12 protein-coding genes are annotated in these 12,327 nt (G+C 57.7%); 7 read left to right on the top strand and 5 right to left on the bottom strand.

The window, feature by feature from the left end; genetic code table 11:
• Positions 1–219: 219 nt before the first annotated feature.
• A complete protein-coding gene (gene mvaT / locus ALQ04_RS07175; protein ID WP_122315067.1) occupies positions 220–594 on the bottom strand; it encodes a histone-like nucleoid-structuring protein MvaT in 375 nt (124 codons plus the stop codon).
• Positions 595–942: 348 nt separating this feature from the next.
• On the opposite strand from mvaT, the gene purU reads away from it, so the two are divergent.
• Positions 943–1,794, top strand: coding sequence for a formyltetrahydrofolate deformylase (gene purU, locus ALQ04_RS07180; RefSeq protein WP_122315068.1), 852 nt, complete (start codon positions 943–945; stop codon positions 1,792–1,794).
• A gap of 147 nt (positions 1,795–1,941) precedes the next feature.
• Positions 1,942–2,121, top strand: a complete 180-nt coding sequence (locus ALQ04_RS07185) for a hypothetical protein (protein ID WP_122315069.1) — start codon at positions 1,942–1,944, stop codon at positions 2,119–2,121.
• Here ALQ04_RS07185 and ALQ04_RS07190 read toward each other — a convergent pair.
• Entirely contained in the window at positions 2,091–2,876 is a 786-nt protein-coding gene (locus ALQ04_RS07190; RefSeq protein WP_122315070.1) for a DUF2334 domain-containing protein, read from the bottom strand. The two genes, ALQ04_RS07185 and ALQ04_RS07190, sit on opposite strands and share 31 nt — an antisense overlap.
• A complete protein-coding gene (locus ALQ04_RS07195) occupies positions 2,869–3,981 on the bottom strand; it encodes a glycosyltransferase (RefSeq protein ID WP_122315071.1) in 1,113 nt (370 codons plus the stop codon). Before ALQ04_RS07195 ends, ALQ04_RS07190 begins: the two co-directional genes overlap by 8 nt.
• A 178-nt stretch (positions 3,982–4,159) precedes the next feature.
• Here ALQ04_RS07195 and ALQ04_RS07200 point away from each other — a divergent pair, with 178 nt between their 5' ends.
• Positions 4,160–5,647: a helicase HerA-like domain-containing protein gene (locus ALQ04_RS07200; protein WP_122315072.1), complete on the top strand. Its 1,488-nt coding sequence runs from the start codon at positions 4,160–4,162 to the stop codon at positions 5,645–5,647.
• A 42-nt stretch (positions 5,648–5,689) separates the two neighbouring features.
• On the opposite strand, the gene ALQ04_RS07205 is transcribed toward ALQ04_RS07200, so the two are convergent.
• Positions 5,690–7,162, bottom strand: coding sequence for an inorganic phosphate transporter (locus ALQ04_RS07205; protein WP_122315073.1), 1,473 nt, complete (start codon positions 7,160–7,162; stop codon positions 5,690–5,692).
• Between the two features lie 209 nt (positions 7,163–7,371).
• Positions 7,372–7,569 (bottom strand): hypothetical protein, encoded by a 198-nt coding sequence (locus ALQ04_RS07210; protein ID WP_122315074.1) that lies wholly within the window; start codon positions 7,567–7,569, stop codon positions 7,372–7,374.
• 793 nt (positions 7,570–8,362) lie between these two features.
• Here ALQ04_RS07210 and pcaR point away from each other — a divergent pair.
• The 4 genes from pcaR (at position 8,363) to pcaF (ending at position 12,209) form a co-directional block, all read left to right on the top strand.
• Entirely contained in the window at positions 8,363–9,205 is an 843-nt protein-coding gene (gene pcaR / locus ALQ04_RS07215) for a pca regulon transcriptional regulator PcaR (protein ID WP_122315075.1), read from the top strand.
• Between the two features lie 165 nt (positions 9,206–9,370).
• Entirely contained in the window at positions 9,371–10,228 is an 858-nt protein-coding gene (locus tag ALQ04_RS07220) for a CoA transferase subunit A (RefSeq protein ID WP_122315076.1), read from the top strand.
• Positions 10,228–11,007 (top strand): CoA-transferase subunit beta, encoded by a 780-nt coding sequence (locus tag ALQ04_RS07225; RefSeq protein ID WP_122315077.1) that lies wholly within the window; start codon positions 10,228–10,230, stop codon positions 11,005–11,007. Before ALQ04_RS07220 ends, ALQ04_RS07225 begins: the two co-directional genes overlap by 1 nt.
• Positions 11,004–12,209: a 3-oxoadipyl-CoA thiolase gene (gene pcaF / locus ALQ04_RS07230; protein ID WP_183142126.1), complete on the top strand. Its 1,206-nt coding sequence runs from the start codon at positions 11,004–11,006 to the stop codon at positions 12,207–12,209. The genes ALQ04_RS07225 and pcaF overlap by 4 nt, the downstream gene beginning before the upstream one ends.
• Positions 12,210–12,327: the final 118 nt, after the last annotated feature.

Here is a 12,327-nt window from a genome sequence, read left to right on the forward strand (position 1 = left end):
CCCAATACCGTGCAAAGTTTTACCAGGGCGCTGGTCGAGTTGTCTCTTAATGCCACGCCTGAGCAGCTTCAGGTGTTGAGTCAGTGGCAGGATTATGTACAGCATTTAAGTGAGCGATTAGGTGTATGACGCTTCGGTATGAAATTTCCTGATTAATAAAAAACGCCAGCAAGCTGGCGTTTTTTTATCGGGTGCAGAAACGGTGCGACCCTATGAAGCTTAGCCCAGCAGAGTGGCCCAGCTTTCAACCTCGTCACCGCCCCACTTGGCTTTCCACTCTTTCAGAGTCTTGTGGTTGCCACCTTTGGTTTCGATGACTTCGCCATTGTGCGGGTTTTTGTATTGCTTGACTTTGCGTGCACGCTTGGTGCCGGTAGTTTTCACAGCGCCACGTGGAGCTTTAACTTTGGATTCTGGATCCAGCAGAGCAATGATGTCACGCAGCGATTTCTGATATTCGCCCATCAGGGTGCGCAGTTTGCCTTCAAATTCCAGCTCGGTTTGCAGTTTGTCGTCTTGCGACAGGTTTTTCAAACGGGCTTGCAGTTCTTTGATGGCTTCTTCTGTGGCGCGGTATTCGTTGATCAAGGACATGAGGGGGACCTTATGTTGTGATGGGTTTCAGGGTTACAGTCACGCAATAATAGTCAGAGTAATTGAGCAAGTAAACATTAAATAAAAAGTTTTATTGGTTTGTTCAGGATATACCACGCTGTCTACAGATTCATGGAACTAGCGAAGGGCTGTCGATCTCCAAAGAACCCTTTCCTTTAAAGGCTTGCTAAGTAGAGGTTTATTTGAGGCCTGAACGGTAAAAAATGGATGCTGGCAAGGTGCAATCTCTGGCCGCTGGATTTCTTCAGGTGCAGGCAAAGGGAATACTGCAGTTTTGCCGCGCAGTCGCTAGAATAGCGCCTTTGCGAAGTTCTGGAGTTTCCCTAAATGCGCACTTTTCGTCTGGTGATTGCTTGCCCGGACCGTGTTGGCATCGTTGCCAAAGTCAGTAACTTTCTGGCTGCCCATAATGGCTGGATTACCGAAGCGAGCCACCATTCGGACAATCTCAGTGGCTGGTTTTTCATGCGCCACGAGATTCGTGCCGATACATTGCCCTTTGACCTCGATGGTTTTCGCGAGGCCTTTACGCCGATTGCCGAAGAGTTTTCGATGGACTGGCGTATCACCGACTCCGCGCAGAAGAAGCGTGTGGTGCTGATGGCCAGCCGTGAATCGCATTGTCTGGCCGACCTGCTGCACCGCTGGCACAGCGATGAACTCGATTGCGACATCGCCTGCGTGATCTCCAATCACCAGGACCTGCGCAGCATGGTCGAGTGGCACGATATTCCTTATTACCATGTTCCGGTCGATCCAAAGGACAAGCAGCCGGCCTTTGCCGAAGTCTCGCGTCTGGTCGGTCATCATCAGGCTGACGTCGTGGTGCTGGCGCGCTACATGCAGATCCTGCCGCCGCAACTGTGCCGCGAATATGCCCATCAGGTCATCAACATTCACCACAGCTTCCTGCCATCGTTCGTCGGCGCCAAGCCTTACCACCAGGCATCGCTGCGCGGCGTGAAGTTGATTGGTGCTACTTGCCACTACGTCACCGAAGAACTCGATGCCGGCCCTATCATCGAGCAGGACGTGGTGCGTGTCAGCCACCGCGACAGCATCGAAAACATGGTGCGTTTCGGTCGTGATGTGGAAAAAATGGTCCTGGCCCGTGGCCTGCGCGCGCACCTGGAAGACCGGGTACTGGTGCATGACAACAAGACCGTGGTTTTTGATTGATAAAGCTCTGCCTTCGCGAATGAATTCGCTCCCACACAATCTGTAGGAGCGGTTTAACCGCGAAGGTTGTCAGACGTACCGGCCTTTTCATGAGTGAATTCACTTCTACACTGATGAGTTCATTCATGATCAAGAGCCGAGGTATCCATGAGCGATCCATTCGACAAGGCCACTTCTACTGCCCCTCCCACTCTGGGCGAGGGGTGTCTGAGCCGTTATGACCCCGAAGCACTGACCCCCGAAAATGGCGCCGACTTCAGCGCAGCGGCCGGTCTGTGGCGTCAATTGCAGCAAGATCAACCTTCCGAGCCCGACAGCGACGCTTGAGCCTGCAGCCAGGCGATTTTAGTCATGGGCTGGCGACCTTCCTTCAGCAGGCATTCGAGGGTTTCGAGCCAGTAGTCGCGGGAGAATCGATGGCGCATGTCCACCGGGTGTACGCCCAGGCGAATAGTCGATGCTTCCTGTAATCGAGCCCTGTGCAGTTCGCTGATTATTTTCGACACACCCCGTCGCCAGGGGCTTCGTGCGCTCCAGACCAGCCCGGGAGCATCGACCTGGATAAAGTCCGGCAATCGATACAGGTGCTGCGAACTACTGGTGTAAGTCAGTGGCAACTGGCGCAGTGCTTCGCGGGTACCCTGGCTCATCAGCCAGGCCGGTGCCACAAAGCCATGAAGCGGCCAGGCATGGCGCCTGAACAATTCGATGCCGGCCTCCAGGCGCGCCAGTGCCTGTTGCCGGTTCAGGGTGTAGAACTCACCTTCCCAGGTAAAGATTCGGCGCATGAAATACTCATGCAGTGAACGAGGGGGAGGGCCATCGTCGTAATGGCTATAGCCATGCAAGGCCAGTTCGTCACCGCGTTCCAGCCTGCTGTGCAGCAGCTTGCGAAAGAGTGGGTCGTTGTCCAGCGGATTACGCTTGTGGAAGTCAGGCACGACCAGCCAGGTCATGGGGATCTTCCCCAGTGCATCCACTGCTGCCACGAATGGCTGATAGTCCGCCTGGCTTTGCGGGCTGACATCGTGCAAGACCAGCAGGACACTGCGCGGCTGCTGGAAATCCGGTGTATCAGCCATGGGCGAGCGCTGGCAGGCGACAGCCGAGAACGGCTTGATAATGTTCGAGCAGGCCGCTGATCACCTTATCCCAACTGTAGTGCTCTTCGACGTAGCGCCGGGCCGCTCGACCTTTTTGCTTCGAGTCACCTCTGAACAGCTCGCGTACCGAGTTCGCCATCGCCTGAGGATTGTTCGCCTGGCACAACAGGCCGCACTCGGGTTGCACTATTTCCGTGAAAGCCCCGGCTGCGACGGCAACCACCGGAATACCGCTGGCCATGGCTTCGAGAATCACCAGGCCGAAGGTTTCCTGATCGCCTGCATGCAGCAGTGCATCGGCACTGGCCAGCAGTTGTGCAAGCAGAGCGGTTTTACAGAAATGCCCGATGACCGACACATTATCCGGCACCTGGCTTGGCATATGTGAACCCACCAGCAGCAGGTGATAGTCCGGCCCGAGTTTCTTCATGCATTCGAGCAATACCGGCAACTTTTTTTCTTTTGAGCCGCGACCGGCAAATATCAGCAGATGCGTGTGTTGCTGCAAACCGAGTTCGATTCTTATATTCGGGTTACGGTGGCGAGGGTCGAATGTCAGTAGATCGACTCCCAACGGCTGGGTATAAACATTTTCCACACCCATGGCGATCAACTTGTCGGCCATTACCTGGCTGGGCGCCAATACCCGATCAAAGTTGCCGTATAACTTGCTGATGTAGGTTTCGACACTGGTGCCCATCCAGTGGCCCATGCGATTGCTGACCAGCAGTGGCAGGTCCGAATGATAAAAACCGATGATTGGTACTGCCAGTTGCCGTCTTGCCTCGATGGCTGCCCAGGCGGTCAGGTAAGCGTCGCCCACTTCTATCAGGTCCGGCTGCAGGCTCTGCAATGCATTGCGCCAGGGCGAGACCCGCAGCGGGAAACGATAGCCGTTGCTGAACGGCAGCGTCGGAGCCGCGACTTTATAAATGCCGTCGTTATGGCTGGAACAGGCGCCGGGAATCAGCAGGCTGTGGCGGACATCCGGGTAGTGTGCGAGGCGAGAGTGCTTGGCATCAAGGTAAGTGCGTACTCCACCGCTGGCGGGGGCATAGAGCATGGTCATGTCGGCGATATGCACGGTTGGCACTCCTGCAATCAATGGCAGTCTCTCCTTGACCTCTGACAGGAATAGATGTTCGCGGGTAAATCTGGCCGCCCGGCGGGAGGTTGGCGGCAAACTGGGCAATACTGAGCGTTCAATAAGAGGCGGCTGGCTGCCGGTCAGCTTTGAATGATGTACATGAGAAGGTGATGAAATGCCCGATTCTCAGCAAATTGCATTAGGTGCCGACCTCGGTGGGCAACCGGTCTTTCAGGCCTTGCGCTTGACCAACCGTCACGGCCTGGTGGCCGGTGCAACCGGGACCGGCAAGACTGTCACCCTGCAGCGGCTGGCCGAAGCTTTCAGCGATGCGGGGGTTGCGGTTTTCGCCGCCGATATCAAGGGCGATCTCTGTGGTCTGGGGGCGGCCGGCAACCCGCAGGGCAAGATTGCCGAACGGATCGCCGGTATGCCGTGGCTCAATCATCAGCCGCAGGCGTATCCGGTAACCCTGTGGGATATCGATGGCAAGTCCGGCCATCCCCTGCGCACCACCTTGAGCGAAATGGGGCCGCTGTTGCTCGGCAACCTGCTTGAACTGAGCGACAGCCAGCAATCGGCACTGTATGCGGCCTTCAAGGTGGCTGACCGAGAAGGCCTTTTGCTGCTGGATATCAAGGACCTCAAGGCGCTGCTCAATCACTTGCGCGATAACCCGCAATTGCTGGGTGAAGATGCCGCATTGATGACAACCGGTTCCAGCCAGGCCTTGCAGCGACGTCTTGCCGTTCTGGAGCAGCAGGGCGCAGAAGCCTTGTTTGGCGAACCGGCGCTGCAACTGGAAGATATTCTGCAGCCCGCCAGCGACGGCAAAGGGCGCATTCATTTGCTCGATGCCAGCCGACTGGTGCATGAGGCGCCGAAAGTCTACGCCACTTTCCTGTTGTGGCTGTTGGCGGAATTATTCGAGCAATTACCGGAGCGCGGTGATGCGGACAAGCCGCTGCTGGCGCTGTTCTTCGATGAGGCGCACCTGTTGTTTGCCGATACGCCCAAGGCCTTGCAGGAGCGGCTTGAACAGGTGGTGCGGCTGATTCGTTCCAAGGGTGTCGGGGTGTATTTCGTCACTCAATCGCCGGGTGATCTGCCGGACGACATTCTCGCGCAACTGGGGCTGCGTATTCAGCACGGGCTGCGGGCGTTTACGGCAAGGGAGCAGAAGTCGCTGCGAGCGGTGGCCGATGGCTTCAGGCCCAACCCTGAATTCGATGCGCTGAGTGTGCTGACCGAACTGGGAATTGGCGAAGCACTGGTGGGCACCTTGCAGGACAAGGGCACTCCAGCCATGGTCCAGCGGGTGCTGATTGCTCCTCCCAAGTCGCGTATCGGGCCGTTGAGCGAGGCCGAGCGCGCCGGTCTGATCGCCCGGTCGCCGCTGGCGGGGCGTTACGACAAACCGATTGATCGCGAATCAGCCTACGAAATATTGCTGGCCCGCAAGGCGAACGTTACGCAGCAGAGCGAGGCGCCCGCTGCAAACCCGCAGGAGTCGGAAAGTTTCGGGGATAAAGCCGGTGAGTTTCTGGGCAGTCTGGCAGGTCAGGCGGTAAAAAATGCCATGCGTCAGGCTGCAACCCAATTGGGGAGAGAATTGGTGCGGGGTTTGATGGGGTCGTTGCTGGGAGGCAAGAAGCGTCGCTAAAGGCAGGAGGCGGTGCGGGACACCGCCTCCTGTTGCGCCGGATCAGGACAGCGCTTTGGACGCCAGCCAGAACAGGCAGGCCGACAGCGCGACGGTAGCGGGAAGGGTCAGAACCCAGGCCAGCAGAATCGTGCGTACGGTGCCACCTTGCAGGCCACTGCGGTTGGCAACCATGGTTCCGGCTACACCCGACGACAGAATGTGGGTGGTCGAAACCGGCAGGCTGAAGATGTTCGCCATACCGATGGCGCAGGCGGTGGTGATCTGCGCAGACATGCCTTGAGCGTAGGTCATGCCTTGCTTGCCGATCTTCTCGCCAATGGTCAGAACCACACGTTTCCAGCCGACCATGGTGCCGATACCCAGCGCCAGTGCAACCGCCAGGATTACCCAGAACGGCGCGTATTCGGTGGTGCCGGTCAGGTCCTTGCGCAGTTTTTCCAGATCGGATTTCTCACGTGAGCCCAGGTTCGGCAGCTTGCCGACCTTGCGTGCAGTGTCATCCAGGCACAGCAGGTAGCGACGTACTTCGATGCGCTGCTCGGAAGACAGCCCACGATAGTCTGTCACGCCTTTGAGTGTATCGAGCAGTGCGTCGATGGTCGGCTCGGTCTGCTCGGGGTTGCAGGCGGAGCTGGACGGCAGGTCGCCCTTGAGCGATTTGCCCATGGCCAGGTATTCGCCCAGCGTGCTGCTGTTGCGCTGATAGAACTGGCTCAGGTGCAGGGTTGCATCCCGGGTGCGCTCAATCTGGTAGGTCGTGCTGTTGAGGTCCAGTACGAACTGGCTTGGCACGATACCGATCAGCACCAGCATGATCAGGCCGATGCCTTTCTGGCCATCGTTGGAGCCGTGTACAAAGCTCACGGCCATGGCCGAGATGACCAGTACCAGACGGTTCCAGAACGGCGGGTGCTTCTTGTCGTCGATCTTGCGACGCTGTTCTGGCGTCTTGTGCATCTTGGACAGTGGGCGCCACCATTTCAGTGCGAGAAGCACCAGGGCAGCAGCCACGAAACCAGCCAGCGGCGAGAACACCAGCGATGCGCCGATATCGATCGCTTTCTGCCAGTTCACGCCGTCGCTCAACGGGATACCGTTGATCAGGGCGTTGGCCAGGCCTACGCCGAGGATCGAGCCGATCAGCGTGTGCGAACTCGAAGCCGGGATACCGAAGTACCAGGTGCCCAGGTTCCAGGTGATCGCTGCGGCAAGCAGCGAGAACACCATTGCCAGTCCGTGCCCTGTGTTGACGTTGATCAGCAGTTCCACCGGAAGCAGGTGGACGATGGCATAGGCCACGCCGACACCGCCCAGCAGGACGCCGAGGAAGTTGAAGACACCCGAAAAGAATACGGCCAGATGAGGCGGCATTGCCTTGGTGTAAATGACTGTCGCCACCGCGTTGGCGGTGTCATGAAAGCCGTTGATGAACTCGAACGTTAGGACGAATGCCAGGGCGAGCAATAGGCTTACTATCACCCAGGCATCTAGCCCGCTGAATAAATCGATCATGTAGGTTTTCTGACCCGGTCTGAAGGGGGCGCGATTATGACAGAAAAAATACGGATCGACTTGCCAGCCGCTGATTGGTATTGCTCAAAGTCAAAAAAAAGACATGACGCAGAAGCCCCGATGATCGCTCAACGGGTCGATGAAGCCTGTGTGGCGGGCATTCGCAGGGCCGATACAAACGGTTGAAGTTCGTTCAGGCCCCGGTGTTGTCAGGGCTCTTCTTTCAGGTCCTGTTCCATTTTCTGCAACTCTTGTTTGAACGCCTGATCCAGAATACTGGCTCTTTTGCGCCAAGGCTTGCGTTCCGGCTCGGGCTGCGCGGCATAGGTGGTGATTTCCCCGCCGTAGACATCCTTGTAACGTTGCTCCTGGCGCTCAAGTTCCGCGCGCAGTTCATCTTTAGTCACTGAGTTACCTGATCTAAGTCAAATTGAATCTGGTGTTAACGCAGAGCGCTGCAAGAGTGTTCTCTGCTTGTGGCCTGACCGGCGTCAAACATTCATGGCTGTCTGGCCATGCAGGGCTGCCGGCATTTTCACAAGGCCTTGAACACGTTGCTGCTCGCGGCTACGGGCACCAGGAAAACAGCTGTCGTAGCGACATTCGTTTTTCGGTTCTGTTAATGGTTAACGTTGACTGGTCCCTGCACCGAAATTAACTGCATGTTGCGCAGATGGGCAAGGCACTGCCAGTCAAGTGATCGATACTATCTCCAAGAAGTTCAGTCCCGTCAACTATAGGCGGGGTCCGGTTGCCAGGAGATTTCATGAATATTGTTTTTTTTGTGAGACTCTTCCGAAGTTTTGGTCAGTAATGAATATGACAGAACTTTCATCGAAGAAAGTCCAAGGTGCCAGGACAAAATAATGGCGACAAAATTCAAATGAAAAACTAAAGAGGCGATGAGTCAGGTAATCGTGAGGGGTGCGTCAGAATGTCGCAGTCTGGATCGCTCTAATGAAAACGGCCTTGCTTCGTGGGCAAGGCCGCTGCCTTGGACTTCTTAGTGGGTACCTGACCAGGATTTCCAAGAAGTCACTTCATGGCAGAGGTAAAGGTATAAGTATATTTGCGATGGGTCAATTGCGATTATCGGCCATTGGTTCGATAATCGCACAATCCGGGTTTCCCAGAACCCCTTGAAAAGGGGCTGAAGCCAGCGGTTTACAAGGCCTGAGAGCGGTTACAGAGGTGTCGGCAATGAATGATGAACTGCGTAATTCTTTTGCATCGCTGGCGCCGCCTATCGTGGCGTCGCCTGCAAAACGTATCCAGGCGCTGACCGGTGACCCTGATTTCATGACTTCGCTGGCGCGTGGTCTGGCCGTGATTCATGCCTTTCAGGAGCGCAAGCGACACCTGACCATTGCCCAGATCAGCCACCGCACGGAAATTCCTCGTGCGGCGGTTCGTCGTTGTCTGCACACGCTTATCAAACTCGGTTATGCGACGACGGACGGTCGTACCTATTCGCTGTTGCCCAAGGTGTTGACCTTGGGCCATGCCTATCTGTCTTCGACGCCGCTGGCGGTTTCTTCGCAGCCTTATCTGGACCGCATGAGCGATATGCTGCATGAGGCTTGCAACATGGCCACCCTCGAAGGCGACGACATTCTTTATATCGCCCGCTCGGCAACCACTCAGCGACTGATTTCCGTCGATCTTTCCGTCGGTGGTCGGCTGCCAGCCTATTGCACGTCCATGGGGCGTATTCTGTTGGCGGCACTGGACGATGTTTCGTTGCGTGAATATCTCGATCATGTGGACTTGCAGCCCAAGACCAGCCGCACCATTCGTAGCCCCGAAGCGCTGCTCGAATGCCTGCAACTGGTTCGCCAGCAAGGCTGGTGCATTGTCGATCAGGAACTGGAGCAGGGGCTGCGCTCCATAGCCGTGCCGGTCTACGACGCATCGGGTCAGGTACTGGCAGCGCTGAATGTCAGCACCAGTGCCGGGCGGGTCGCGCGGAGCGAACTGGAGCAACGTTTTCTGCCGATCATGCTCGATGCGAGTCGGGATTTGAGCACGCAACTGTTTACCTGATCAGGCCGGTTATTCCGGCTTGATGGTTTCGTTTTAATGCGTTCGATTATCGAACGCTTAGTCGATTATCGGATTGTTTGCTGCTGTGCTCAGGCATAACCTCGTTTTCATTGCGGCGCCCTTCGCGCCGATCATTGAACGTGATGTCGGGTTCGGGAGCACTTCATGGCTGAAATACTTTCTCTACGCGATGCAGTGAAGCAACTGGTCAACGATGGCGATACCGTTGCGCTGGAAGGCTTCACGCATCTGATTCCAACGGCCGCCGGTCATGAAATCATTCGTCAGGGCAAAAAGGACCTGACGCTGGTGCGCATGACGCCGGATCTGATCTACGACCAGTTGATCGGTGCCGGTTGTGCGAAACGGCTGATTTTTTCGTGGGGCGGTAATCCCGGTGTCGGCTCCTTGCACCGTTTGCGCGATGCGGTCGAAAAACAGTGGCCGCATGCGCTGGAAATCGAAGAGCACAGCCATGCCGATCTGGCCAACGCCTATGTAGCTGGCGCCTCAGGCCTGCCGTTCGCGGTGCTGCGCGCCTATGCCGGTTCCGATCTGCCGAAGGTCAACCCGCTGATCAAGACCGTAACCTGCCCGTTCACCGGTGAAGTGCTGGCCGCTGTGCCGTCGGTGCGCCCGGATGTCACGGTGATCCATGCCCAGAAAGCCGACCGCAAGGGCAACGTGCTGCTGTGGGGCATTCTCGGTGCACAGAAGGAAGCGGCTCTGGCTGCCAAACGCTGCATCGTTACGGTCGAAGAAATCGTCGATGACCTCAACGCGCCGATGAACTCCTGTGTATTGCCCACCTGGGCCTTGAGTGCCGTGTGCCTGGTGCCCGGCGGCGCTCACCCGTCCTACGCGCATGGCTACTACGAGCGCGACAATCCGTTCTATCAAGCCTGGGACCCGATTGCCCGCGACCGCGACAGCTTCACCGCCTGGATTGCCGAATACATTCATGGCACGGCGAATTTCAGTGAGTTCCAGAGCAAGTTGGCCAGCGCTGCGGAGGCAAAATAATGACTTACACCACCAGTGAAATGATGACCATCGCTGCCGCCCGTCGCTTGCGTAACGGTGCAGTCTGTTTCGTCGGCATCGGTTTGCCTTCCAAGGCCGCGAATCTGGCCCGCCTGACCTCTTCGCCGGATGTCGTGCTGATTTACGAGTCGGGTCCGATTGGTGCCAAGCCGACGGTGCTGCCGCTGTCGATTGGCGATGGTGAGCTGGCGGAAACGGCCGACACTGTGGTCGCCACCAGCGAAATCTTCCGCTACTGGCTGCAGGGCGGACGGGTTGACGTGGGCTTCCTCGGAGCTGCGCAGGTCGACCGTTTTGGCAATATCAACACCACGGTGGTGGGTGATTACCACAACCCGAAAGTGCGTTTGCCGGGTGCCGGTGGCGCGCCGGAAATTGCCGGTTCTGCCAAGTCGGTGCTGATCATTCTCAAGCAATCGGCCCGCTCGTTCGTCAACAAGCTCGATTTTGTCACCTCCGTCGGCCACGGCGAAGGTGGCGACTCGCGCAAGCGTCTTGGCCTGCCGGGCGCGGGGCCGGTAGGGATCATTACCGACCTGTGCATCATGGAGCCGGAAGCCGGCACCAACGAGTTCGTGGTCACCACCTTGCATCCGGGGGTTACCCGTGAGCAGGTGATCGCGGCTACCGGCTGGGAAATCCGTTTTGCCGAGGATGTCGTCTTCTCGGCAGAACCGACCGACATCGAACTCAACGCCTTGCGGGAGCTGGAAGCCCGTACCGCAGCGGCTCACGGTCAGGTAGCAGGAGAAGCGTGATGCGCGAGGTCTTTATCTGTGATGCGATTCGTACCCCCATCGGACGTTTTGGGGGTGGCCTGTCCGCGGTGCGCGCCGACGATCTGGCGGCCGTGCCGATCAAGGCCCTGATGGAGCGTAACCCGTCGGTCAACTGGGACGAAGTCGACGAGGTGTTTCTCGGCTGCGCCAACCAGGCTGGCGAAGATAACCGTAACGTTGCGCGCATGGCTGCTCTGCTGGCGGGCCTGTCGCCGAGCATCCCGGGCGTGACCCTCAATCGTTTGTGCGCTTCGGGCATGGACGCCATCGGTACTGCTTTCCGGGCCATTGCCGCTGGCGAAATGGAGCTGGCGATTGCCGGTGGTGTCGAGTCGATGTCGCGCGCGCCGTTTGTCATGGGCAAGGCCGATGCCGGATTCTCGCGCAACATGAAGCTGGAAGACACCACCATCGGCTGGCGCTTCGTCAACCCGGCGATGAAAGCGTTGTACGGTGTCGATTCGATGCCGGAAACCGCCGATAACGTGGCGGATGATTTCAAGATTTCTCGAGCCGATCAGGACGCTTTCGCCCTGCGCAGCCAGCAACGCACTGCCGTTGCCCAGGCTGCGGGCTTTTTCGGGGAAGAGATCGTGCCGGTGCGGGTGGCGCACAAGAAGGGCGAAACCATCGTCGATCAGGACGAACATCCACGTGCGGATACCAGCCTGGAAACCCTCGGCAAACTCAAGCCGGTCAATGGCCCGCAAAAGACCGTTACTGCGGGCAACGCCTCGGGCGTCAACGACGGCGCGGCGGCCTTGATCCTGGCTTCGGCTGAAGCAGTCAGGAAACACGGCCTGACCCCAAGGGCACGGATTCTGGGCATGGCCAGTGCCGGTGTTGCACCGCGGGTGATGGGTATCGGGCCGGTGCCTGCGGTGCGCAAACTGGTCGAGCGTCTGGGCCTGGCGGTTTCCGATTTCGATGTCATCGAACTCAACGAAGCCTTCGCCAGTCAGGGGCTGGCGGTCCTGCGTGAGCTGGGACTTGCCGACGATGCAGCGCAGGTCAACCCCAACGGCGGCGCCATCGCGCTGGGGCATCCGCTGGGCATGAGTGGTGCGCGGCTGGTGCTGACGGCTTTGCACCAACTGGAAAAGACCGGTGGCAGCAAGGGTCTGGCGACCATGTGTGTGGGAGTAGGGCAGGGCCTGGCGCTGGCGATTGAGCGCGTGTAGCGAATTCATTCGCGAACAATCGCCAATTCCGTCGCGGGCAAGCCCCACCCACAATGTTGTTCAATCTGTGGGAAGGCGCTTGCTTGCGACAGCGGTATTCTGTAGTGGTCAACTTTTT

Origin of the sequence: Pseudomonas cichorii, assembly GCF_003700275.1 — a bacterium.
Classification (GTDB): Bacteria; Pseudomonadota; Gammaproteobacteria; order Pseudomonadales; family Pseudomonadaceae; genus Aquipseudomonas; species Aquipseudomonas cichorii_B.